General features: G+C 68.2%; 20 protein-coding genes. 7 read left to right on the top strand and 13 right to left on the bottom strand.

Annotation, left to right across the window (positions count from 1 at the left end; genetic code table 11):
- Positions 1-107 precede the first annotated feature (107 nt).
- Positions 108-1,685 (bottom strand): carboxylesterase/lipase family protein, encoded by a 1,578-nt coding sequence (locus CAURIS_RS04350; RefSeq protein WP_290342996.1) that lies wholly within the window; start codon positions 1,683-1,685, stop codon positions 108-110.
- 145 nt (positions 1,686-1,830) lie between these two features.
- Between CAURIS_RS04350 and CAURIS_RS04345 the strand changes: the two genes are divergently transcribed.
- From CAURIS_RS04345 to CAURIS_RS04335, 3 genes are all read left to right on the top strand, one after another.
- On the top strand, positions 1,831-2,766 hold the full coding sequence (locus CAURIS_RS04345) for a hypothetical protein (protein ID WP_290342995.1): 936 nt from the start codon (positions 1,831-1,833) through the stop codon (positions 2,764-2,766).
- Positions 2,767-2,785: 19 nt separating this feature from the next.
- On the top strand, positions 2,786-6,412 hold the full coding sequence (locus CAURIS_RS04340; protein WP_435384036.1) for an ABC transporter ATP-binding protein: 3,627 nt from the start codon (positions 2,786-2,788) through the stop codon (positions 6,410-6,412).
- A 124-nt stretch (positions 6,413-6,536) separates the two neighbouring features.
- Positions 6,537-10,295, top strand: coding sequence for a multifunctional oxoglutarate decarboxylase/oxoglutarate dehydrogenase thiamine pyrophosphate-binding subunit/dihydrolipoyllysine-residue succinyltransferase subunit (locus CAURIS_RS04335; RefSeq protein WP_290342993.1), 3,759 nt, complete (start codon positions 6,537-6,539; stop codon positions 10,293-10,295).
- Between the two features lie 103 nt (positions 10,296-10,398).
- Here the strand turns inward: CAURIS_RS04335 and CAURIS_RS04330 are convergent, their stop codons facing one another.
- Both CAURIS_RS04330 and CAURIS_RS04325 read right to left on the bottom strand, forming a co-directional pair.
- The gene (locus CAURIS_RS04330; RefSeq protein WP_290342992.1) at positions 10,399-11,121 is read right to left on the bottom strand and encodes a hypothetical protein; all 723 of its coding nucleotides are present in this window, start codon (positions 11,119-11,121) and stop codon (positions 10,399-10,401) included.
- 34 nt (positions 11,122-11,155) lie between these two features.
- The gene (locus CAURIS_RS04325; protein ID WP_290342991.1) at positions 11,156-11,686 is read right to left on the bottom strand and encodes a YflT domain-containing protein; all 531 of its coding nucleotides are present in this window, start codon (positions 11,684-11,686) and stop codon (positions 11,156-11,158) included.
- 120 nt (positions 11,687-11,806) lie between these two features.
- Here CAURIS_RS04325 and CAURIS_RS04320 point away from each other — a divergent pair, with 120 nt between their 5' ends.
- Entirely contained in the window at positions 11,807-12,961 is a 1,155-nt protein-coding gene (locus tag CAURIS_RS04320; protein WP_290342990.1) for an Mrp/NBP35 family ATP-binding protein, read from the top strand.
- Here CAURIS_RS04320 and CAURIS_RS04315 read toward each other — a convergent pair.
- From CAURIS_RS04315 to sigE, 3 genes are all read right to left on the bottom strand, one after another.
- On the bottom strand, positions 12,958-13,371 hold the full coding sequence (locus tag CAURIS_RS04315) for a twin-arginine translocase TatA/TatE family subunit (RefSeq protein WP_290342989.1): 414 nt from the start codon (positions 13,369-13,371) through the stop codon (positions 12,958-12,960). The genes CAURIS_RS04320 and CAURIS_RS04315 overlap by 4 nt on opposite strands.
- A 10-nt stretch (positions 13,372-13,381) precedes the next feature.
- Positions 13,382-13,762 carry an anti-sigma factor family protein gene (locus CAURIS_RS04310; protein WP_290342988.1) on the bottom strand — a complete coding sequence of 127 codons (381 nt, stop codon included), beginning with the start codon at positions 13,760-13,762 and terminating at the stop codon, positions 13,382-13,384.
- A gap of 102 nt (positions 13,763-13,864) precedes the next feature.
- Positions 13,865-14,506: an RNA polymerase sigma factor SigE gene (gene sigE / locus CAURIS_RS04305; protein ID WP_290342987.1), complete on the bottom strand. Its 642-nt coding sequence runs from the start codon at positions 14,504-14,506 to the stop codon at positions 13,865-13,867.
- A 117-nt stretch (positions 14,507-14,623) separates the two neighbouring features.
- Here sigE and CAURIS_RS04300 point away from each other — a divergent pair, with 117 nt between their 5' ends.
- Complete coding sequence (locus CAURIS_RS04300) at positions 14,624-15,298, top strand: O-methyltransferase (RefSeq protein WP_290343307.1); 675 nt, start codon at positions 14,624-14,626, stop codon at positions 15,296-15,298.
- Here CAURIS_RS04300 and glgC read toward each other — a convergent pair whose 3' ends face one another.
- Positions 15,299-16,516, bottom strand: a complete 1,218-nt coding sequence (glgC, locus tag CAURIS_RS04295; protein ID WP_290342986.1) for a glucose-1-phosphate adenylyltransferase — start codon at positions 16,514-16,516, stop codon at positions 15,299-15,301.
- 103 nt (positions 16,517-16,619) lie between these two features.
- On the opposite strand from glgC, the gene glgA reads away from it, so the two are divergent.
- Together glgA and CAURIS_RS04285 are read left to right on the top strand one after the other, a co-directional pair.
- Positions 16,620-17,774, top strand: coding sequence for a glycogen synthase (glgA, locus tag CAURIS_RS04290; protein ID WP_290342985.1), 1,155 nt, complete (start codon positions 16,620-16,622; stop codon positions 17,772-17,774).
- A 15-nt stretch (positions 17,775-17,789) separates the two neighbouring features.
- Entirely contained in the window at positions 17,790-19,193 is a 1,404-nt protein-coding gene (locus CAURIS_RS04285; protein ID WP_290342984.1) for a GH32 C-terminal domain-containing protein, read from the top strand.
- 13 nt (positions 19,194-19,206) lie between these two features.
- Here CAURIS_RS04285 and CAURIS_RS04280 read toward each other — a convergent pair whose 3' ends face one another.
- The 6 genes from CAURIS_RS04280 to CAURIS_RS04255 are packed head-to-tail and all read right to left on the bottom strand — an operon-like array spanning position 19,207 to position 23,025.
- Complete coding sequence (locus CAURIS_RS04280) at positions 19,207-20,064, bottom strand: methyltransferase domain-containing protein (RefSeq protein ID WP_290342983.1); 858 nt, start codon at positions 20,062-20,064, stop codon at positions 19,207-19,209.
- Between the two features lie 36 nt (positions 20,065-20,100).
- A complete protein-coding gene (locus CAURIS_RS04275; RefSeq protein WP_290342982.1) occupies positions 20,101-20,271 on the bottom strand; it encodes a DUF3117 domain-containing protein in 171 nt (56 codons plus the stop codon).
- A complete protein-coding gene (locus tag CAURIS_RS04270; RefSeq protein WP_290342981.1) occupies positions 20,213-20,656 on the bottom strand; it encodes a hypothetical protein in 444 nt (147 codons plus the stop codon). The genes CAURIS_RS04275 and CAURIS_RS04270 overlap by 59 nt, the downstream gene beginning before the upstream one ends.
- A 3-nt stretch (positions 20,657-20,659) precedes the next feature.
- On the bottom strand, positions 20,660-21,394 hold the full coding sequence (locus tag CAURIS_RS04265) for a glucosyl-3-phosphoglycerate synthase (protein WP_290342980.1): 735 nt from the start codon (positions 21,392-21,394) through the stop codon (positions 20,660-20,662).
- Positions 21,391-22,218 (bottom strand): dihydropteroate synthase, encoded by an 828-nt coding sequence (gene folP / locus CAURIS_RS04260; RefSeq protein WP_290342979.1) that lies wholly within the window; start codon positions 22,216-22,218, stop codon positions 21,391-21,393. The genes CAURIS_RS04265 and folP overlap by 4 nt, the downstream gene beginning before the upstream one ends.
- Positions 22,219-23,025: an LOG family protein gene (locus CAURIS_RS04255; RefSeq protein ID WP_290342978.1), complete on the bottom strand. Its 807-nt coding sequence runs from the start codon at positions 23,023-23,025 to the stop codon at positions 22,219-22,221.
- Positions 23,026-23,046: the final 21 nt, after the last annotated feature.

Genomic DNA, 23,046 nt, shown 5'->3' with positions numbered 1-23,046 from the left:
CCTTCCAAATGGTGGTGGGCAAGTCCACCCCGCTGCGGGGGCAGGCCAACCGTCGAAGTTCGACCCGCACCAGCCTAGCCACGAAGCAGCTGCTTTGCCCGCCGGCTCTACTGCTCCCCGGAGCTTTCCTCGTCGGCGAAGGTGGCCAGGGACTCCACGAGGTCCTGGCGGTTGTTGCCCCACTCGCGCATGTTGAACTGCTCCCAGGCCCGACGTTTGGCCGCTTTCGGGTCGAATTCCACCCAGAACTTTTCGCGAAACACCGCGGTTGCCCGGCCTGGTTTATCGTCACTGCGGAAGCCGTAGACTGGCCACTCCTCGCCCGGCGCTCCGCCGTGGAAGAAAGATCCCCAGTGGTGCTGCATGACGCGGCTGATCTCGCCGAGGCCTTCCTGCGAACTAAATCGATCGATCTGGGAAGCACGCGTAGTCAGCGGGGCCCCAAACACCGCCTCAAGGTCCGAGGTATGCATCGCCCCCAGTCCCAGCCGCCGCTTGGTTGCCGAGGCGTAGTCGAAACGGTACATCCACGTCGGGGCGGCGCGCCGGTGTGCCGTGGCCAGGGTCACCGAGGGCGCCCAGAACACCGCGTCCGCGATGAGCTCAGCGAAGTCCGAACGCTCCTCCGCGTGGCCGTAAGCGCTGAGCACCACGTCCGCGTTGTCCTTGTCAAACACCTCCAGCGCCCGCCGCGCGGCGCGCGTGCGGGACTTCGTGGTCTGGTAGAGGGCTTTGGCGAAGCTCGCCTCGTCGGCATTCGTGCCGATGATGAAGGGCACCGGCGCCTGCTCACCCTCCTCGAAGGCGTCGAGCGGGTGGGTCGGCAGGGTCGTGCCGTCCACCGTGGGCATGAAAGAGGTGTTGAACTGCGAGACCTCGCGGCTGTTGAAGAGCATCGACTGCCCCACCCGCACGAGGTCTCGGGCGTCCTCGCGTCTGAGGTCGGCCAAGGTGGTGGTGCGGGGCATATCCATGTCATCGAGAAGCGTGCGCACCCACATCGCTGCCTGAAGGCGTGTGTGGACGCTGGCGCACGGCGCCGACTGAGCGATGCAGCGGTGAAACAGGCCCCGTGCGGACGGGGCGGCCATCAGGTGCACGACCGCGGCGCCGCCCGCGGACTCCCCCATGATGGTCACGCTGCCGGGATCCCCTCCGAAGGAGGCTATGTTGTCCTTCACCCACCGCAGCGACAAGATCTGGTCAAGCATCCCAGGGTTGGCCACGCAGTCGCCGCCGAGCGAATGAAAATCCAGGTAGCCGAGCACTCCGAGCCGGAAGTTCACCGACACGTAGACAATATCCGTGGACACCGCCAGGTTGTGGCCCTGCAGTACCCGCTCGTGGCTCGCGCCGGTGACGAAGGTACCGCCGTGGAAGAAAACGACAACCGGAAGCACGTCGTCAGTGTCGGGGCGCACAATATCAAGGGTGAGGCAATCCTCGGTCCCGATCACCGGGTCTTTCCAGCTAAAAGCGCCCTGCAGAGCCGGCTCCGCGTACTCGCTTGCCTCGCGCACTCCGTCCCATGGCTCTGGCGGGCGCGGCGCACGAAAGCGGTGTTCCCCCGCAGTGTCGGCGCCGTAGGGGATCCCGCGCCAGGTGCGCACACCTGTGTTCGGGTCGATGATTCCGCGGACCTCCCCTGCCGCCGTGCGGGCGACCGGGCGTGAGGCTGAGTCCATGCCACCCACATTAGCGAGCCGCTACGATATGGTCTCGGCGGGAATCAAACCCATGCGGCGCGCGCTACACACTTCAGGCACGCGTCCTCCCGGCCGGGCTCTGCCACCAGGACCGTCCGCAGGCGCCGAAGACAAGGAGAACAGCATGGCTTTCAAGCGAGGCACCGACCGACGCGCAGACACGGCGAAGGATCCGCAGATGCAGCACGTCATCACCGACGCCCTCAACTCGGATCCCGCCGCGCTCGAGGACGAGGCTGGGGCGCTGGGGGAAACGCTCATTTCCGCCGTCGATAAGGCGGCGCACCTGCAGTCCGGGCCCATCCGGGCGTACGTGGAATGGGTGCGCCGGCGTCACCCCGAGGCAACGCCCGCCAAGGTGCAGGAGATCCTGGACAAGCACTTCCGCAATGCCGTAACTGGCACGGGAGCCGGAGTCGGGGCCGCCGCGGCCGTGCCGGGCATCGGGTTCATCGTCGGGGGCGTGACAGTGGCCGGCGAATCCGTCCTCTTCCTCGACATCGCCGTGTTCTACACGGTCGCAAGCGCCCACCTGCGCGGCGTGGATATCTCCGACCCGCAGCGCCGGCGGGCAATTGTCCTCGTGGCGCTGACCGGCGCAAAGGGCCTTGCCGTCGTTGACGCCCTGCTCGGCGAGGACGCGCGCTCCACCCCGGCGGCCGCCTTGTCGCGCTTTTCGGTCCCGCGGCTGGCGGAAATGAACAGCATTCTCACCCGCGTTGCGTTGAAGTCGCTCCAGAAGAGGGTCAGCCGGGCCTGGCTGGGCAAGATCCTCCCGTTGGGCATCGGCGCCGTCGTCGGTGTTGCCGCGAACCGAAAACTGGCGGCGCGGATCATCGGCACGGTCTTCTCCAGCCTGGGCCCGCTGCCCGAACGATTCCTCGCTGCCCTGCCCACCGCCCCGGCCGAGGGCGAGCAGCCCGCGGACGGGGAGGATGAGGGTCCGCGCAGGTTCCTCCGCTTCGTGCGCACCGCGACGGGGCACACAGCCGCTGGCCGCATGGCCGCCGACCAGGGCGATGCCGCCCCCCGCAAAGGACTGATGCGCCGTCGACGCTAAACCCAGCCCCCGGCGTGCGCTGCTTGCTGAGGCGTTCGGCGCCAACCGCACCCCCGCCGCGCTCGCATTCTTCACGGCCGTGATCGCAGCCGTGGCCCAGGTCGCGCTGCCATCGCTGACCGGGCGCGCGGTCGACGTTGCCGCCGGCAATGCCCCCGGCTCCGTCTCTGAAATCGCGTGGGCCATGGTGGGTATCGCTGTAGCCACTTACGCCCTGAACTGGTTGCGGCGCTACTCGGCGGGGCTTTTGGCCACCCGCAGCCAGCACCGCGTCCGCGTCGGCATCCTGCGCACGCTGCAGCGGCTCGACGGCCCGGGCCAGGACGACATCGTCACGGGTCAGGTCGTGTCTCGCTCGATTACGGACCTCAACCAGTTCCATATGGTGCTGGCCACTCTGCCCCTTTTTGTCACCCGCGCAGCCCAGCTTGGCTTCACCCTCGCCGTGATGTTCGCGATGGACGCGGGCTTGAGCCTGCTCGCGCTTGCCCTGCTGCCGCTGATTCTCTGGGAGGCGAACCGCTCGCGCACGGCACTCTACGCCGCGACCTGGGTCAACCAGCAGTCTGCGGCGGATCTCGCCGAGCACGTCGAGCACACCGTCTCGGGGGTGCGCGTGGTCAAGGCGTTCGGCCGCGAGGAACGCGCCATCGACGAGCTCGATCGGCTCAGCCGGCATCTCTACGCCACGAAGATGCGCACGGCGAAGCTCACGGCGCGCTTCCAGCCGGTACTGACCCAGCTGCCGAAAATCGCGCTGGTCATCACCATCGTCGCCGGCGGGCTGACCGCGATGTCCGGGGCGATCTCCCTCGGCGGGTTCGTCGCGTTCACCACCTACCTCGTCTCCATGACGGGGCTGATGAGCATGCTCACGAACCAGTACGTGCGCCTCCAGATGGGACTGAGCTCCGTCGACCGCCTCGGCGAGGTGCTCGCCCTGCGCCCCGGTCGCGCCGAGCCTCTCTCCCCCGCGCCCGCCCCACACGGCGAGGTTGGGCTCCGCTTCGACGCCGTCACCTTCGACACTGGCGGCCACCGCGTGCTCGACGGCTTCTCTCTTGAGGTCCACCCGGGCGAGTTCGTCGCCCTCGTCGGCCCGGCGGGTGCCGGGAAATCCATGGCGGTGCAGCTCGCCGGAGGCTTCTACGAGCCCGACGGGGGCAGCATCTCGCTTCTCGACGCCCACGCCAACCCCACCGATTACTCCGCCCTGCCGACAAGAGACATCCGCGGGAAGGTCACCTGCGTCTTCGACGAGGCCTTCCTGTTTTCCTCCTCGGTGCGCGACAACATCGCACTGGGCGCGCCCGACGGCGCCGCCACCGACGCGCAGGTGCACGAGGCGGCCCGCCTGGCCCGCGCTGACGAGTTCATCGAACGCCTCCCCGACGGCTACGACACCGTCGTCGGCGAGCGGGGCATGACGCTGTCGGGCGGGCAGCGCCAGCGCGTCGCGCTCGCCCGCGCGCTGCTGTCGCGGCCGAGCGTGCTCGTGCTCGACGACGCAACCAGCGCCATCGACGCCGAGAACGAGGCCACGATCCTAGCGAACCTGCGCGAGAGCCTCGGCGGCGTCGCCGTGCTCGCGGTGGCGCACCGGCAGTCCACCGTCGACCACGCCGACCGCGTCGTTGTTGCCGAAGCCGGCCGCGTCATCCTCGATGCGCCCCGCGACGAAGCCACAGCCAGCGCCGAATACCGCGCGCTCATGGACCCGGCGGGGCACCCCGCACCCGCCGCCGAGCCGTCGCACGACGAGCTCTGGCCGCCCGTGGAGGCCCCGAGTGGCGAGCACGTGCTCGTCTCCGGCCCCGGGACGGGCCGCGGCGGCGCCATCACCGCCACCCCGCAGCTGCGCCAGCGGGTAGAAAGACTCCCCGCCGCAACGGAAGAGCCGCGCGTCGACGCCGCCCGCCTCACCGCCGCGCAGCGCCCCTTCCGGATCTCCGAACTCTTCGGGGACGTGAAATGGCTAATCACCGCGACGGCCGCCCTACTCATCGTCGGAGTGCTGGCGGACCTCGCCTTTCCCACCCTCGTGCGCGCCAGCATCGACCTCGGCATCGAGCAGGGTGAGCCGGCTGTCCTGTGGCGCGTGGGCGCGCTCGCGCTGGCAGTCGTGGCTGCCGCGTGGGCGAGCGAGGCCGTCATGACCGTCCTGAGCGCACGCTCGGGCGAGCGCTTGCTCTACGGGCTGCGTCTGCGCAGCTATGCGCACCTGCAGAGGCTTGCTTTGTCCTACTTCGAGCGCCACCTGTCGGGGCGGATCATGACCCGGATGACCACGGACATCGATACCCTGTCCAGCTTTTTACAGACGGGACTGGCGCAGGCCATAGTCTCGGTAGCCACTCTCGTCGGCGTGTGCCTCATGCTCGTCGCCACCGACCCGGAGCTGACGCTCGTGGCCCTCGCCGCGGTCCCCGTCATCGTCGCCGCGACCGTCGTCTTCCGCATTCTGTCGAAGCGCTGGTACGCCGCCTCGCGTGCCCAGATCTCCGCCGTCAACGGGCAGTTCGCGGAGCTGATTGGCGGGATTCGCCCCACCCAGATGCACCTCGGGGAGGACGCCGCCCAGGCCGGTTTCGACACCGCCTCCGACACCTACCGGCGCTACCGCATGCGCTCGACGGCTCTTTTGGCCACCTACTTCCCCGGCATGCAGGCCATCGCGCAGGTCATGACGGCGATAGTCATCGCCGTCGGCGGCGGCAGGGTAGCCGGCGGCGAGCTGTCCGTCGGCGTCCTCGTCGCCTTCACCATGTACCTGGGCCAGCTCTACGGCCCCATTCAACAGCTCGGCCAGATCTTCGACTCGTGGCAGCAGGCGACGATCTCCTTCGGGCGCATCACCGAGCTGCTCGAGACCCGCACGACCGTCCCGGATAGCGGTAGGCTTCCCGGCGCCGACCGCGCCGCGGCCGCGGACCTCGCTCTCGACGATGTCACCTTCGGCTACGACCCAGCCCAGCCCGTGCTCAGCGCGGTCGACCTCACCCTGCACGCCGGCGACACGGTGGCGCTCGTTGGTCCGACCGGAGCGGGCAAGTCGACCGCCGTCAAGCTTCTTGCCCGCTTTTACGACCCCCTCTCGGGCACCGTGCGCGCGGCCGGGCGCGACATCTCCGACTTCCCGCTCCGCGAATGGCGCCGCGCCGTGGCCCAAGTCCCCCAGGAGACCTACCTCTTCCCCGGCACCGTGGCGGATAACATCGCCTACGGCGTCGACGACGCAACGGACGAAGAAGTCGAGGCGGCTGTGCGGCGCATCGGCGCGCTGGGCGCCATCGCTGGGATCCCCGGCGGGTTCAACCACCCCGTCGGGGAGAGGGGCCGGGGTTTGAGCTCCGGGCAGAGGCAGATCATCGCGCTCGCCCGCGCGGAAATGCTCGAGCCCGATCTCATGTTGCTCGACGAGGCGACCGCCACCCTCGATCCGGCCACGGAAAAAGCCGTCCTCGACGCCACCGATCACGCCACGGCCGGGCGCACCGCGGTCGTGGTTGCGCACCGCCTCGCGACAGCCGCGCGGGCCGATCGTATCCTCGTGGTTGCCGAAGGACGTATCATAGAGGACGGTTCCCACGAGACCCTCCTCGAGCGGGGTGGCGCGTACGCCCGGGCGTGGTCCGTCAACCGCTAATGGGGGTGGGTCTTGCGCACACCGCACGAAAACCGGGAGCGAGTTAGCGCTCGTTCGCGGGCCACAATTAGAGTCAATTAAGTTACCGCTTTACCCCACCCGAGAAGAGAGGCGAGCACCTGCCGTGAGCAGCGACAACACTTTCGGCCAGAACGACTGGCTGGTAGACGAGATGTTCCAGCAGTACAAGGAGGACCCCCGCTCCGTGGACAAGGAGTGGCGTGACCTCTTCGACAAGGAGGGCTCGCCCGCCTCCGCCAAGGGCACCGCAACGATCACCCCCGCTGGCGAGCGCGGCACGTCCACCGACTCCGCCACCAAGGCCAAGACCGACGCCCACGTCGCCTCCACCACCGCCGCCCCCAGCCAGGACGGGCGCGAAACCAAGGTGGACCAGGCCGCCAAGAAGGCGGAGAAGAATGGTGCCCCCACCCTGCCCAAGCCCAAGGTCTCCCCCATGGAAAAGGCCGCCTCGGCCACCGTCGAGCCGGGCGAGACCCAGCTCAAGGGCGCCCTGCGGGCGATCGCGAAGAACATGAACGAGTCGCTGAGCATCCCCACCGCTACCACGGTGCGCGAGATGCCGGTCAAGCTCATGTTTGAAAACAGGGCGCTCATCAACGACCACCTCAAGCGCACCCGCGGCGGCAAGATCTCCTTCACCCATATCCTCGGCTACGCCATCGTCCAATCGACGAAGCTGCACCCGGACATGAACAAGAGCTACCGGGAGGAGGGCAAGAAGTCCTTCGCCGTGCAGCCCGAGCACGTCAACCTCGGGCTTGCCATCGACCTGCCCCAGAAGGACGGATCGCGCTCGCTTGTCGTCGCCGCGATCAAGGGCTGCGAGACCCTCTCCTTCAACGAGTTCGTCGACGCCTACGAGGACATCGTCAACCGCGCCCGCGTGGGCAAGCTCACCATCGAAGACTTCCAGGGGGTGACCATCCAGCTGACCAACCCCGGTGGCATTGGCACCCGGCACTCCATCCCCCGCCTGACCACCGGGCAGGGCACGATCGTCGGCGTCGGCGCGATGGATTACCCCGCCGAGTTCGCAGGAGCCTCCGAGGACCGGCTGGCCGAGCTGGGCGTGGGCAAGCTCGTCACCGTGACATCCACCTACGACCACCGCGTTATTCAGGGCGCGGAGTCCGGCGAGTTCCTCCGCGACATCTCGCAGCTGCTCATCGACGACACCTTCTGGGACGAAATCTTCGCCTCCCTGGAGATCCCCTTCTCCCCGCTGCGCTGGGCCCAGGATCTGCCCAACACGGGAATCAACAAGGACACCCGCGTCATGCAGCTCATCGAGGCCTACCGCTCCCGCGGCCACCTCGTCGCCGACACCAACCCGCTGCGCTGGCAGCAGCCCGGCCTGCCCAAGCCTGACTCCCGTGACCTGCTCATGGAGACCCACGGCCTGACCATCTGGGACTTGGACCGCACCTTCCACGTCGGCGGCTTCGGCGGCAAGGAGACCATGACCCTGCGCGAGGTTGTCTCCCGCCTGCGCTCCGCCTACACCCTGCACGTCGGCGCCGAGTACACGCACATCCTCGACCGCGACGAGCGCGAATGGCTGCGCGACCGCATGGAGGCCGGCATGCCCAAGCCGACCAACGCGGAGCAGAAGTACATCCTGCAGAAGCTCAACGCCGCCGAGGCCTTCGAGAACTTCCTGCAGACGAAGTACCTCGGCCAGAAGCGCTTCTCCCTCGAGGGCGCCGAGACCCTCATCCCGCTCATGGACGCTGTCATCGACACCGCCGCGGGCCAGGGCCTCGACGAGGTCGTCATCGGCATGCCGCACCGCGGCCGCCTCAACGTGCTGTTCAACATCGTGGGCAAGCCGGTTGCGACCATCTTCAACGAGTTCGAGGGCAACATGCAGTCCGCCCAGCAGGGCGGCTCGGGGGACGTGAAGTACCACCTCGGATTCCAGGGCGAGCACATCCAGATGTTCGGCGACGGCGAGATCAAGGTCTCCCTCGCCGCTAACCCCTCGCACCTCGAGGCCGTCGACCCGGTGCTGGTGGGCATTGCGCGCGCCAAGGATGACCACCTCAGGCACACCGAGGGCCGCACCGACCACCCCGTGATGCCGCTGATGCTCCACGGCGACGCCTCCTTCACCGGCCTAGGCGTCGTCCAGGAGACGCTCAACATCTCCAACCTGCAGGGCTACTCCGTCGGCGGCACCGTCCACATCGTGGTGAACAACCAGATCGGCTTCACCACGACCCCGGACTCCGGCCGCTCCACCTACTACGCCACCGACCTGGCCAAGGGCTTCGACTGCCCCGTCTTCCACGTCAACGGCGACGACCCGGAGGCCGCGGCCTGGGTCGCCCAGCTCGCCGCGGAGTATCGTCGCGAGTTCGGCAAGGACGTTTTCATCGATCTCATTTGCTACCGCCTGCGCGGCCACAACGAGGCCGATGACCCGACGGTGACCCAGCCGCGCATGTACGAGCAGATCCAATCCCACCCCTCGGTGCGCACCCGCTACACCAACGACCTCATCGGCCGCGGCGACCTGACCAAGGAAGAGGCTGAGATCGCCGCGCGCGACTTCCACGAACAGCTCGACTCCGTCTTCTCCGACGTCAAGGCGAACGAGGGCAAGCCCAGCGAGCAGACCGGCATCACCGAGGCTCAGAAGCTCACCCGCGGCCTGGACACCAACATCACGGAGGAGACTTTCCGCCGCCTGGCCGACGCCTACCGCAACCTGCCGGAGGAGTTCACCCCCAACAAGCGACTGAACTCCGTGCTGAAGAAGCGCGGTTCCTCCTTCGAGGACGGCGATATCGACTGGGGCTGGGGCGAGCTGCTCGCCTTCGGCTCCCTGGCAGAGGAGGGCAAGTTCGTCCGCCTCGCCGGCGAGGACTCCCAGCGCGGCACGTTCACGCAGCGCCACGCCGTCCTCTACGACCCGGAGACCGGCGAATCCTACAACCCGCTCGACGCCAATGCGGTCGAGGCGGGCAACTCCGGTCGCTTTGCCGTCTACAACTCGGCCCTCACCGAGTTCGCCGGCATGGGCTTCGAGTACGGCTACACGGTGGGCAACCGCGACGCCGTCGTCGCCTGGGAGGCCCAGTTCGGCGACTTCGCCAACGGCGCCCAGACGATCATCGACGAGTACGTCTCCTCCGGCGAGACCAAGTGGGGCGAGCTGTCCTCCCTCATCGCCCTCCTGCCGCACGGCTACGAGGGCCAGGGTCCGGACCACTCCTCCGCCCGCATCGAGCGCTTCCTGCAGCTCGTCGCGGAAGGTTCCATGACCATCGCGCAGCCGTCCACCCCGGCCAACCACTTCCACCTCCTGCGCCGCCAGGCTCTCGGCGAGATGAAGCGCCCGCTCATCGTCTTCACCCCGAAGTCGATGCTGCGCAACAAAGCGGCCACCTCCCAGCCGGCGGACTTCATCGAGGTCAACCGCTTCCAGTCCGTCATCGACGACCCGAACTTCGTCGAGCGCGGCAACAAGAAGATCTCCGGCGCGGATCACTCCAAGGTGGAGACGATTCTGCTGTGCTCCGGCAAGATCTACTGGGAGCTGGATAAGCGCCGCCAGAAGGACGAGCGCGACGATGTCGCCATCATCCGCGTGGAGATGCTCCACCCGATCCCCTTCAACCGACTCTCCGACGCGTTTGCCAACTACCCGAACGCGAAGCAGATCCGCTGGGTTCAGGACGAGCCGGCCAACCAGGGCGCGTGGCCGTTCTACAACGAGCACCTGCGCAACTTCGTCGAGGACATGCCGGAGATGATCCGCGTGTCCCGCCGCTCGCAGTCCACCACCGCGACGGGTGTGGCCAAGGTCCACCAGATGGAGGAAAAGCAGCTGCTTGACGAGGCCTTCGCCAAGTAGCACCACCCCCCATCGAAAAGGGGGCCGGCCCCGCATCCGGGACCGGCCCCCTCTTTTTCGGCTTGTGCTTCACGACGCCACCCAGGCGGCGCCCCACCGACACCTACACCGGCAGCTGCTGATCCACCTCGTCCTGCGTGACCGCGGCCGGGCGGTCGGACACGCGGATACCCATGTACTCCTGCAGCCAGTCCGCCACGGCCCTTTGCGGCTCGGCGCCACCGGCGATGTCCTCCGACATCTCGGCGACATCGTTGGTGGTCAGCGCGCGCGTGGCCGAGTTGATGCCCTGCCGCTCCCCGCGCGTGAACAGGATCTTCTGAAAAACGGGGATGATGTTTTCCGGCAGGGCGTCCTCGCGCGGGCCGCCGCAGCCTTCAGCGGGCGAAGGGTCGACCGTCATGAGGTGGCCCGGCAGCACCCCCACCGCGGCCGCGTAGGTGTCCTCCGAGGGGGTCGATTCCGCTGCGGCGGATGTGCCGCCGGCAAGTAGTGCGCTCAGCTCGTCAGCTCCTGAAGGGTCGAACTGGCGCAGCGCCGTGCCGGTGCAGGTGATAGCGAAGCTCACCTCGCCCCAGCCGAGCTCGTCCGCGGGCGTCAGCGTGACAAGGTCCGCCTGGCGCCCCTGGGAGAGCAGGATCTGGTGGTAGATCTCCCCCAGAACGAGCTGCTCGGGGAAGCGCGAGTCCACCCCGACCGTCACAGCCGGCCGCTCGTCCGCCGCCGAGACGTAGGCGATGCCGTCTGCGGCGAAGCCGACACCGACGGCGAGGGCCACCGAGGCAGCGGCCACGCCCGCCGCGGGAAGCCACCGGGGCTGGGTCATTAGAGCCGATTCCTTTCTTTCGTCGCCCGAGCGGCTAGGCCTCGGGGTCGCGCGGTGCGGCGGGGGTACCGAAGCCCATCTGGGCGATGGCGTCGCGGGCGCGAGGCGCGGTGGAGGGCTCGCACAGGACGTCGTAACGCCCGGCCACGATCGTGGTCGCCGAGGAGAAGTCGCGCTTGCCGGAGGACAGCCCGTAGCTGATCGCCGCGAAAATCAGGCCGAAGATCGCGCCGATGAGCACGGCCCAGAGCAAAACGGCCCAGCCGGTGCCGGGGATGGAGAAAATGGCGAAAATCAGGCCAATGAGAAGGCCCAGCCACGCGCCCGCCAGGGCGCCACCGCCCAGCACTCGCGGCCAGGTCAGCCGGCCGGTCACGCTTTCCACCTGGATCAGGTCCACGCCCACAATCGCGAGGTCCTCCACCGGGAACTCCTGGTCGGAGAGGCCATCGACGGCGCGCTGCGCGTCGGCGTAGGTGGTGAAGCTGCCCACGGGCCACCCGGTTGGGCGTTCCGGCGAGACCTGGGGGGCGTTTCCGCGTGCGGATCCTGCGGGTTGAGTCATGTCGTGTCACGTCCTTTGTCGTATCTTCTTCGGCGCCGCATTTCGGCACCCACCCCTACTACGGTACTCACGGAAGCGGCGGTGAGGGTTCACGGGGCGGGCAGGCCTATACTGGCGTTAATGTCTACGACCCCTGAAACCACTTCCGCAATCACCGAAGATCAGGTCCGTGAGGCGCTCAGCCGCGTGGAGGACCCAGAGATCGGCAAACCCATCACCGAGCTCGACATGGTCGAATCCATCTCCATCGACGGCAACGACATCTCTGTGGGCGTGTATTTGACCATCGCGGGTTGCCCGATGCGCGACACCATCCAGTCAAACGCCTACGCCGTTCTCGAAGAGCTCGACGGGGTGGGGCAGGTCGAGGTCACCCTGCACACGATGAGTGATGAGCAGCGCCGCGCCCTGGCCATGAAGCTGCGCGGCGCGCAGACGACGCCCGAGATCCCCTTCGCCGACCCGGACACACGCACCCGCGTCTACGCCGTCGCTTCCGGCAAGGGCGGGGTGGGCAAGTCCTCCGTCACCGTCAACCTGGCCACGGCGCTTGCAGACCAGGGCCTGACGGTGGGCATCCTCGACGCGGACATCTACGGCCACTCCGTTCCCGGCCTGATGGGCGCGGCCGACGCCTCCCCGACCGTCGTGGACGATATGATCATGCCGCCGATTGCCCACGGCGTGCGCCACATTTCGGTGGGGCAGTTCGTGGAGGGCAACGCCCCCATCGTGTGGCGCGGCCCGATGCTGACGCGCGCGATCCAGCAGTTCCTTTCCGACGTCTACTGGGGCGACCTCGACGTTCTGTTCATGGATCTGCCCCCGGGCACTGGTGACGTCGCGATCACGGTGGCCCAGCTCGTGCCCAACGCCGAGCTCATCGTCGTCACAACGCCGCAGGCGGCGGCAGCCGAGGTGGCCGAGCGCGCGGGCACGATCGCCCAGCAGACCGGCCAGCGCATTGCGGGCGTCGTGGAGAACATGGCCGGAATGGTCATGCCCGACGGCAGCGTCATGAACGTCTTCGGCGAAGGCGGCGGGCAGCACGTCGCGGACCGGCTGACTGCCCTCACCGACAACGACACGGTTCCCCTTCTCGGCTCCGTACCGCTGGACCCCTCCCTGCGCGAGCACGGCGACACGGGCAACCCCGTCGCTGTGTCCGAACCGGATTCCCCCGCCGGCTCCGTGCTCAACGAGATCGCCGCGAAGCTCAAGGTGCGCCGCGACTCGTTAGCGGGCAAGAGCCTCAACCTGGGCGTGTACCGTTAGGTAATGTCCGCCCAGGAGAACCCCCCGCCCGCGGCCTCTCCCCCGTCGCCACGGGCCTGTTGAGTCGGCGGCTTCGGCACCGGGCGCGGCCCCGCGGGCCTTTCCGGAGTCGGCGTTGGCGCGGACGTAGGTTCGTCGTCCGGGTCCTCGAACAATACCTTCGTGATCGCCCGGCGCGGGCCGAGTGCCGCGTACTCGGTGACTGTGCCAAGCGGCTTGCGGAACTCCTCGAACTCCTCGAACGCCCCGTTGAGCTCCATTTCCCTCTTGGCATTGTTGACGGCCTTGCGCGCAGCGTAGATAGCAGCGCGGACGTCTTGGACGACCCCCGGAAGGCGCTCGGGGCCAATCACGATGAGGCCGATGATGAGAAGGAAGAAGATCTCTCCCCAGCCAATACTGGAAAACACGGCTCACACCTTACCCGTGGCGGCGAAGCGCGCGCAGGGCGGCGCCGACCACGTCGTTGATGATCTCGGCACCGCGGCTCGACTCCCGCTGGCCGCCCACTTCAACGCCCTCAAGGTCACCGACCTGGCTCAACCGGTCCACGAGTGTCTGCGGCGCGCGCAGCGTCTCGTCTCCGCGGCAAGTGCGCAGGCGCGCGGCGGCGGAGCGCTGGATGTACACGTCGCGCCGACACTCCGCGCACTCCGCGATGTGCGCGCACGCGCGCCGCTCAGCGGAGGCGGAGAGTTCTCCGTCCGCGAATGCGGCGATCGCCTCGGTGCTGAGGTGCTCGGTGGAACTGAAACGCGGACTGCTCGCACCCCCGGTTGACGTCCCCGTCTGCTCGGTCACGATGACGGCGCCTCCTTTCCACGGTCAGCCTCCACGGTTACGTGAGGCTTACTTATCCTCCCTTTATACTCCGCCGCGCGTGGCTCGTACGGCGCCACACGCTCAGCGTATGCGGATCAGATCGTGGGCACCGTCGTCTTCGCGGGCCTGTGCCTCGAGGTTCTCACGCAGCTGGGTGCGTCCGCGGTGGATCCGGGAGCGAACCGTTCCCATCTTCACGCCGAGGGTGTCGGCGATTTCCTCGTAGCTCATTCCCACGACGTCACACAACACCACCGCGACACGGAAATCGGGGCTCAGGTCGTCGAGGGCCTTCTGCAGGGCCGGGTCGAGGTTCGATGCTGTAAAGGCCTGCTCGGGGGTCATGTCGGTGCCGGGGACGCGCTCGTAGTCCTCGGGCAGGGCCTCCATGCGTATCTTCGCGCGGTGGCGCACCATGTCCAGAAAGAGGTTGGTGGTGATGCGGTGCAGCCACCCCTCGAAGGTGCCCGGCTGGTAGTTCTTCAGGTTGCGGAAAACACGCATGAACGTCTCCTGCGTGAGGTCCTCCGCGTCGTGCTGGTTACCCGATAGCCGGAAGGCGAGGCGGTAGACACTGTCGGCGTGCTCAGCGACCAGCTCGCCCCACGAGGGCATGTCCGCCTGGCCTGCGTCGAAAGCGGCGGTACCGCGCAGCGGGGCGGCGGGCTCTTCAGCGGGCTGCGGGGACGGGCGGCGGGCGGCGTGTGCTCGGTCGCGTGACATGGTCTCAATTCTTTCAAATCGCATATCGCAACGCCACAAAACCAACCGGCAAAATGCTGCCAATACATAAAGTTTCGCTAACGATCGTACGCCGGGTGCTCCGGAGGGGAGCCTATGATGGTGGACGTGACTGATTCTGCGTTTCGCACCATGAACGACTACATCGCGCAGCGAGCGGAGGCCACCGCGGGAGACGACATTGCGCAGGGTCTCGCCCTGGCGTTGACCCACGCGGAGGAAAATTTCCTGCCCACCCCCGGCGCTCCCCTCGGCGCGCTCCTCGGCAGCCTCGCCGCCGCCGGAGCCGCCCACTACGGGGCCGTCGCCGTCACCCCCGCCGCCGGTGCGGTGGGGCTGCATATCCTGCGCGGCCTCCCCGAGAAATCGCCGCTGACGTGCATCGACCCGGAAGCCGAGCACCAGGCGGCTGCGCGGGAGGCCTTCCGGGCGGCAGGCTTTAGCAGTTCGCGCGCGCGCTTCCTCACAGCGCACCCGCTCGACGTGATGAGCAGGCTCGCCCCCGCCTCCTACCACCTCGTTTACGCCGACGTCGCGCCGGTGGAGTTGAGCCCGCTCGTCGCGGCCGCCTGGCCGCTTCTCGCTCCGGGCGGGACGCTTGTCATCGCAGATTCGCTTCTCGACGGCACGGTGGCCGACCCCACGCGCCGTGACCGTGACACGGAGGCGGCCCGCGCGGCGGAGGAGGACGTCGATAAGCTGGGCGAATCCAAGGAAGCCCTGGTTACCCGCCTGCCGCTTGACGGCGGTATCACCCTGATCACGCGGCGCTGACTAGACCACCTGGTTCTTGCCCACGACCACGATGCCCTGGGGGGACACGGTGTAGCGCTGCCGGTCACGCTCCAGGTCGACGCCGATGATCTCGCCGTCGGAAACGTAGACATTTTTGTCCAAGATGGCGCGGCGCACCACCGCGCCCTTGCCCACGCGCACCCCCGGCATGAGAACGGAGCCCTCGACAGAGGCGCCCTCCGCGACGCGCACGTCGGTGGACAGCACCGAATTGCGCACCGTGGCCCCCGAGATGATGGAGCCGGAGGCGACAATGGACTCCTGCGCGATGCCCCCGATGACGAACTTGGCGGGCGGGAGGTTGCTGTCCTCGGTGGAGTGAATCGGCCACGCCTTGTTGTACAGGTTGAACACCGGGTGCGACGAGATGAGGTCCATGTGGGCCTCGTAAAAGGAGTCGATCGTGCCCACGTCCCGCCAGTAGCCTTTGTCGCGCTCGGTGGCCCCCGGGACGGAGTTCTGGGAGAAGTCGTAGACGTGGGCCTCGCCGAGGTTGACAAAGTACGGGATGATGTCGCCGCCCATGTCGTGGTCCGAGTCCTCGTTCTGCTCGTCCTCGAGCAGGGCCTTGATCAGCGCCTCGGTGGAGAAGACATAATTGCCCATGGAGGCGTAGGTGACCTCCGGGTCGTCCGGGGTGCCGGGCGGGTCCGCAGGCTTTTCCAAGAACTCGGTAACCGTACCGTCGTCGTCGGCCTGGATGCAGCCGAAGGCGCTTGCCTCCGCGCGGGGCACGCGGATCCCGGCGACCGTGGCCGCCTTGCCCGAGCGGATGTGGTCCTCGACCATCTGCGAGGGGTCCATGCGATAGACGTGGTCGGCACCGAAGACGAGGACGTAATCCGGCATATCGTCGTAGATGAGGTTGAGCGACTGTACGATCGCGTCCGCGGAGCCGTTGTACCAGCGCTTTCCGCGGCGCTGCTGAGCGGGCACGGAGGCGATGTACTGCGGCGTCGGGCCCGACACATTCCACGCGGTGGCCACGTGCCGGTCGAGGGAGTGCGACTTGTACTGGGTCAGCACTGCGATGCGCATGTAGCCGGCGTTAACCAGGTTGGACAGCACAAAGTCAATCAGGCGGTAGTTGCCCCCGAACGGCACCGCGGGCTTGGCGCGGTCAGCGGTGAGAGGGAACAGGCGCTTTCCCTCGCCGCCCGCGAGGACGATGGCAAGAACTCTCGGCTGGGTCTTCACACTCCGCCAGCCTAGGCTGTTTCTTCCCGCAGCGCACGGGTTTATTCCGCCCCTTACTGTGCGTCAGTGCACCACCCGGCATTCCTCACTAGGCTCGGCGGGTATGAGAGTCGGAATGATGACGAGAGAGTATCCCCCGGAGGTCTACGGGGGAGCCGGCGTCCACGTCACCGAGCTGACGCGCTTCATGCGCGAGATCGTCGACGTGGACGTCCACTGCATGGGGCAGCCGCGCGATGAGGCCGGCGTCTTCGTGCATGGTGTCGACCCCGCGCTCGAGGACGCGAACGGGGCGCTGAAGACCCTGTCGACGGGCCTGCGCATGGCGCACGCGGCGGCCGAACTTGACATCGTCCACTCCCATACCTGGTATTCCGGCCTCGGCGGGCACCTGGCGGGCCTGCTCCACGACATCCCCCACGTGGTCACCGCCCACTCCCTCGAGCCGGACCGCCCGTGGAAGCGAGAGCAGCTTGGCGGGGGCTACGATGTCTCTTCCTGGTCCGAGAAGAACGCCATGGAGCACGCCGACGCCGTCATCGCCGTCTCCGCGGGCATGAAGGAATCGATCCTCGCCGCCTACCCGCGTATTGCCGAGGACAAGGTCCACGTTGTCCTCAACGGGATCGACCCGGCGACGTGGTACCCGGGCGAGGCCACCATCGCCGAGGAACTCGGGGTGGACACCAGCCGGCCCGTGGTCGCCTTCGTCGGCCGGATCACCCGCCAGAAGGGCGTTCCGCACCTGCTCAAGGCCGCGCGGCTTTTCGACGCCGACATCCAGCTCATCCTCTGCGCGGGCGCGCCCGACACACCCGAGATCGCGGCCGAGACCGAACAGCTCGTCGACACCCTGCGCGAGGAGCGCGAGGGCGTGTTCTGGGTGCAGGACATGCTACCGGCGGAGAAGGTACGCGAGGTGTATGCCACCGCCGACGTCTTCGTCTGCCCCTCGGTGTATGAGCCTCTCGGCATCGTTAACCTCGAGGCCATGGCGTGCGAGACCGCGGTCGTCGCCTCCCGCGTCGGGGGTATCCCCGAGGTCGTCGTCGACGGCGAAACCGGTGCCCTGGTCGACTACGACCCGAACGACCCGGAGGGCTTCGAGCGCGGGCTCGCCGAGGCCGTCAACGCGATCGCGACCGACCCGGAGCGCTCCTCCCGCCTGGGCCGCGCTGGCCTCGAGCGGGCACGCCGCGAGTTTTCTTGGGCCACGATCGCCCAACAGACCGTCGATATTTATTCCAGCTTGATTTAGAGGTACCTACACACAATGAGCGTTTTCCGTCCCGAACTTCACATCACGGCAGAAAGCGGCATCCTCGAAGCCGCGGCAGGCGTGCTGCGCCACGCCTCGCCCGATGCCGACGACGACACGTGGCACGTTTTTTACCAGTACAAGCCCTCCCCCGACGAGCCCAGCCGGTGGGGGCATGCCGCCTCCGAGTCCAACCCCTTTGACTGGGTCGAGTGCAACGACGCTGTCGCGCCCGCGGCCGGGGAGACCGGCGTGCGCGCCGGCTCCGTCGTCGCCGCCCGCGGCGGGGTAGACCTGTACTTCACCTCGGTGACCGAGTCGGACACGTCGGTTCAGATCGCCCACGCGGACGACCTCGAGGAGCTGTGCGACGACGTCAACGAGGACTACTCCGTGAGCGCGGCCTTCAGCCGGCGCGGCAACGTCGTATCCCAGGGAGCCGGCTTCACCCGTTTCCGCTCCCCCTGCGTCGTGCCGGACTGGCTCGATCACTCCGACCGTGACCGCGGCCAGGAGGGCTGGCTCATGCTCGCCGTCACCGGCCCCGCGGACAGCCCCGAGATCGTGGTGCTCAGCTCAGGCGACGGGACCTCGTGGAAGGCGCATGGCGCGCTGAGCTTCGAGGGCGACCCCGGCTTCACCCCGGCGGAGGAGTGCATTGTCGCCCCGCGCATCTTCCGCCTGCGCGACGAGGTGGACGGGCAGATCTACGACGTCCTTTTGATCACCCTCGAACGCAACGGCCGCGACGAGACCGTCTACGTCACCGGCACCCTGCGCGGCTCCCACTTCGAGGTGCGCACCCCGGCGCAGCCCGTCGACCGGGGCCACGACTTTTCTCGCCCCCGCACCACGAACTACACCAATGGGTCGAGCGAGATCCCCACCCGCTTCGACCGCGCCTACATCTTCGGCTCCATGCGCAGCTCCGGGCGCGGCGCCGACCTGACCACGGAGCGCAACTGGGAGGCCGAAGGCTGGGCCGGGGCGCTGAGCCTGCCGCGCCGCGTGACCCTGCAGGACGGGAGGCTCTTCCAGACCCCGGCGCCGGGGTTGCCCGACGCCGTGTCCGAGGCCCGCAGCGCGAAGCTATGGACGGGGATCTGCGAGATCCCAGTGGGCTCCTCCGTTACGGCGGAGATCCTAGACGCGAGCGGCGAGCCCACCGCCGTAGTTACACACCGCGGCGACACGATTGAGGTGGACCGACTCGACGGCGCGCCAGCGGTGTCCGACCTTCACGACGATGACGAGGACGCCATCACGATTATCGTTGACGGTTCGACTCTCGAGGTCTTCGCCGGCGGCGGTGCCGTCACCATGTCCTCGCGCGTGTGGCCGGAGGGGGGCTGCTCCGGCATCCGGGTTCGTTCCGCAGACGACGCCCTCATCCACGGGGAGTGGCGCCGCGGAGACTAGACGCCGCCGGGCTTCAGGCCTTGCGGAATCGCAGGAGCTTGGCCCGCGCCGTCACGTCAAGGTGGTCGGGCAGTTGCTCGACGCGCTGCGCCAGGACCTCCGGGTCCAGGTGGCGCGCCGAGGGGCTCATGCCCACCTGAGCGGCGATGGAGCTGCGGTCCAGGCGGATCGGGAACTCCACGAGCTCCGCTTCCCCCACCTGCGCGAGATGGCCCTGCGTCTGCTCCAGCAGCCGCTGCACCTTGTTCTTCTCCACGCCGAGGATTCCCAGCGGCTCGCGCAGCTCGTCGAGGTGGCCGGCGTCAGCCACCAAGATGACGGCCTCGCCGCCGTCGGTGAGCACGCGCGCGAACTCGGCCGGGTTGCGGGGCGCGAAGATGACGGTGAGGGCGTCCACTGAGCCGTCGCGAAGCGGCAGGCCCTCCCACACGTCGGCGACGACCGCCCCGATCCGGGAGTGCGCCTTAGCCAGGTGTTTCGCGGCCGGGGTGGAGATGTCGATGCCCACTCCGCGCGATCCCTCGATGCTGTCGAGGGTGTGAGACAAGTAGTAGCCGGTCCCCGCTCCCACCTCGAGGATGACGGGCTCGGCCGCGTGGGACTTTTCGACGGCATCTGCGACGCGCTCAGTGACCGTCTCGACGAAGGGGGCGAAGTAGCCCCGCGAGAGGAAGACCTCGCGGGAGGTGACCATGTCCGCGCTGTCACCCTCGTGATGGATCCCGCCACCCCCAGCGAGCGTGACGTAACCCTGACGCGCTACGTCGTAGGAGTGCCCCGTTTCGGAGACGAGGCGGGAAAAGTCGTCCGCCCCCCGGAGCGGGGACAGGTCGACGGGGTCGGCGAGGACGTCAACGATGTCTTTGAGCATGGATCGATTTTAGCGTGCCCCGCCGCCACGCGGGACCTACGCTCCCGCCGCCTCGGTGAGCAGCTGCCCCAGCTCCGCGGCCTCCTCCTTCGTCATCTCCACCACGAGGCGGCCGCCGCCGTCAGAGGGGATCCGCATGACGATCTTCCTACTCTCCTCGACCGCTTCCATCGGTCCGTTTCCGGTCCTCGGTTTCATCGCTGCCATAGTGGCCCTCCTGCGTTTCGCCCCGCGCGCGGGCGGGTTCGCCTGCGGCGGGTGCTGTTTCTTTTCTGTTATATTCTACTCCCTTTCCCGGAGCGGGGACGCCCGGTTGGGGCGCTCGTCCAACATTGGCCCGCCCGTAGGGCTGCCCGGTGAGCTGCGCAATGACGGCGTCCACCTGGTCCATCTGGTAGCCGCGGTGGACGACCTCGAAGGTGACGTCGCCAACCCGCCCGTCCTCCAGGACGCGGCGGTTGTGCTCGATGACCGCGGGCGGAGCCGGGAGCGGCTCCAGCGCCTCGCCGCGGCCGAACACTCGCGCCGACAGTAGAAAGCCGAGCGTAGCGACGAGCGCAACGACCACGATGAGCAGGATCCACGAGAGCATGGGTTAAATAGTATCGCGGTGCCACGCGGGCCGTTGCTCAACCGCGCGCGCGTACCCGGCGCGCGAGAGCAACGTGTGGGCGACAACGTCGGCCATGGGGGCGAGCTGATCGAGGGGGCGGTTGCGGTGCACGCGCACTCCCAGCTCCACCTGGGCGACGGCGCCCGGGCCGAAGCGCTCTGCGACGTCGACAAGCAGTCCCGCCTCCACCCCGTAGCCCGCGACGAAGGGCAGCCTCAGGGCGGTGTCGCGGCGGATCGCGTACTCGCCGGCGAGCGGCTGGTCGATGTGCCCCAGCGCGGGAAAAAGCTGCCTGATTAGCGGCTTCGCGGTGAGCTCGGTGACCCGCCCGCCGCCAGTCGCACGGCCCTTAAAGCCCCGCGAGTAGGAGGCCTTGACCAGGTGCGCCCCCTCTGCAACAGGCGCGGCGAGCGCGTCGATCCACTCGCCGCGCAGGGAGGTCACGTCGGCGTCAACGAACACCACGACGTCCCCGCTCGCCGCGTAAACCCCGCGCCACAGTGCCTCCCCCTTGCCGGGGCGCGTTTCGACGTCTGGCGCGATTTTGCGCCAGTTGAGAACGCGGGCTCCCGCCTCGCGCGCGGCCTGTGCGGTGGCGTCGGTGGAGTCGGAATCGATAACGAGCACCTCCTCCGCGCGCGAGGCCAGGCAGGCCTCAACGACCCCCGCCACCGTCTCTTCCTCGTTGAGAGCTGGGATAACCACCGAGACCTTCACGCGAGCCCCCTCACGGTGTTCGCCGGGGGCGCCTCGCCCGTGATCGCGGCCGTCATGGCGATGACGTCGAGGGTGTCGCGCACCTCGTGGACGCGGAAGGCCGCCACACCCCGGGCCGCGCACCACGCGGTTGCGGCGAGGGTGCCCGCCACCCGTTCACCGACCGGCCGATCCAGGCTCTCCCCCACGAAGTCCTTGTTACTGAGGGCCATCAGCACCGGCCAGCCCGTGTCCACGAGCCGGTCCACGTGGCGCAGCAGCTCGAGGCCGTGGAAGGTGTTCTTGCCGAAGTCGTGGGTCGGGTCAATGTAGACGCGCTCCTCCGGCACCCCGCACGCGGCTGCGCGCTCCGCCAGCTGCGTCGTCTCCCGGATCACGTCCGCGACGACGTCGTCGTAGTGGACCCGGTAGGGCCGCGTGCGCGGCGTGGCACCGCCGGTGTGGGAGCAGACGTAGCCGACCCGGTTGTGGCCGGCAACCGCGACAAGCTCGGGGTCGTAGCCGGCCCAGGTGTCGTTGATGAGGTCGGCTCCGGCGTCGATCGCCCGCTGCGCGACCTCGGCGCGCCACGTGTCCACGGAAATTGAGACGTCCGGGTGGCGCTCGCGCACGGCGCGGATGAGCGGGACGACCCTGTCGCTCTCCTCGGCGACGGTGACCTCCTCGCCGGGGCCGGCCTTGACGCCCCCGACGTCGATAATCGCGGCTCCCTCCGCCACCGCCGCGGAGGCGCGGGCGCAAGCTGCGTCGAGGCCGAAGGTGGCGCCTTTGTCGTAGAAGGAGTCAGGCGTCCGGTTCACGATCGCCATGACCTGGGCGGGCATCTAGCGGGCGCCCCCTTCGTCCTTCCTGCCGCGGATGCGCTCGTCCGTCATCACTTCGTGCGCGCGCACAATGTGCGCGACGGCCTCGTCGACCGAGTCGGTGAGCAGGAAGAGCTCGTCGTCGCCTGCGGAAATGAGGCCGCGGGCAAGCTGCTGGCTGCGGATCCATTCGACCAATCCGCCCCAGAACTCGCAGCCCAGGAGCACCATCGGGAAGTTGGTCACCTTGCCGGTTTGCACCATCACGAGCATCTCGAAGACCTCGTCGAGGGTGCCGTAGCCTCCCGGCAGGGAGATAAACGCCTGGGAGTACTTCAAGAACATCGTCTTGCGGGCGAAGAAGTAGCGGAAGTTCAGCCCAAGGTCGACCCAGTCGTTGAGGCCCTGCTCGAAGGGCAGCTCGATGCCGAGGCCCACGGACATGCCGCCGGCGTTGTGCGCGCCCCGGTTCGGCCCCTCCATCAGCCCCGGGCCACCGCCGGTAATGACGGCGTACCCGGCCTCAACAAGCGCCGCGCCGAGCTCGCAGGCCTGCTCGTACTCCGGGGTGCCCTCCCCGAGGCGGGCCGAGCCGAAGACGGTAACGGCCTTCGGCAGGTCCGACAGGGCGTCGAAGCCGGCGACGAACTCAGACTGGATGCGCATCACGCGCCACGGGTCGGCGTGCTTCCAGTCGTGATCGGAGCTGCCCAGCGACTCGAGCAGGCGCTGATCATAGGTGGACGCCTGCTTGTCCTCGCTGCGCAGCATGAGGGGACCGCGCAGCTTGCGCTCGCGGTCGGGTTTCGGGGTTTTGTGGGGCGCCACGTTTAAGCCCTTCCGGTGTCT

The organism is Corynebacterium auris (assembly GCF_030408575.1).
Taxonomy (GTDB): domain Bacteria; phylum Actinomycetota; class Actinomycetes; order Mycobacteriales; family Mycobacteriaceae; genus Corynebacterium; species Corynebacterium auris.
Note: the sequence above shows the minus strand (reverse complement) of the source record. Positions and strands in the feature narration are given on the sequence as shown.

Excerpts from the sequence above, each read along its gene's own strand:
- CAURIS_RS04350 (WP_290342996.1), bottom strand. The coding sequence starts at position 1,685 with ATGGACTCAGCCTCACGCCCGGTCGCCCGCACGGCGGCAGGGGAGGTC.
- CAURIS_RS04345 (WP_290342995.1), top strand. The coding sequence starts at position 1,831 with ATGGCTTTCAAGCGAGGCACCGACCGACGCGCAGACACGGCGAAGGAT.
- CAURIS_RS04330 (WP_290342992.1), bottom strand. The coding sequence starts at position 11,121 with ATGACCCAGCCCCGGTGGCTTCCCGCGGCGGGCGTGGCCGCTGCCTCG.
- CAURIS_RS04325 (WP_290342991.1), bottom strand. The coding sequence starts at position 11,686 with ATGACTCAACCCGCAGGATCCGCACGCGGAAACGCCCCCCAGGTCTCG.
- CAURIS_RS04320 (WP_290342990.1), top strand. The coding sequence starts at position 11,807 with ATGTCTACGACCCCTGAAACCACTTCCGCAATCACCGAAGATCAGGTC.
- sigE (WP_290342987.1), bottom strand. The coding sequence starts at position 14,506 with ATGTCACGCGACCGAGCACACGCCGCCCGCCGCCCGTCCCCGCAGCCC.
- CAURIS_RS04300 (WP_290343307.1), top strand. The coding sequence starts at position 14,624 with ATGGTGGACGTGACTGATTCTGCGTTTCGCACCATGAACGACTACATC.
- glgA (WP_290342985.1), top strand. The coding sequence starts at position 16,620 with ATGAGAGTCGGAATGATGACGAGAGAGTATCCCCCGGAGGTCTACGGG.
- CAURIS_RS04285 (WP_290342984.1), top strand. The coding sequence starts at position 17,790 with ATGAGCGTTTTCCGTCCCGAACTTCACATCACGGCAGAAAGCGGCATC.
- CAURIS_RS04280 (WP_290342983.1), bottom strand. The coding sequence starts at position 20,064 with ATGCTCAAAGACATCGTTGACGTCCTCGCCGACCCCGTCGACCTGTCC.
- CAURIS_RS04275 (WP_290342982.1), bottom strand. The coding sequence starts at position 20,271 with ATGGCAGCGATGAAACCGAGGACCGGAAACGGACCGATGGAAGCGGTC.
- CAURIS_RS04270 (WP_290342981.1), bottom strand. The coding sequence starts at position 20,656 with ATGCTCTCGTGGATCCTGCTCATCGTGGTCGTTGCGCTCGTCGCTACG.
- folP (WP_290342979.1), bottom strand. The coding sequence starts at position 22,218 with ATGCCCGCCCAGGTCATGGCGATCGTGAACCGGACGCCTGACTCCTTC.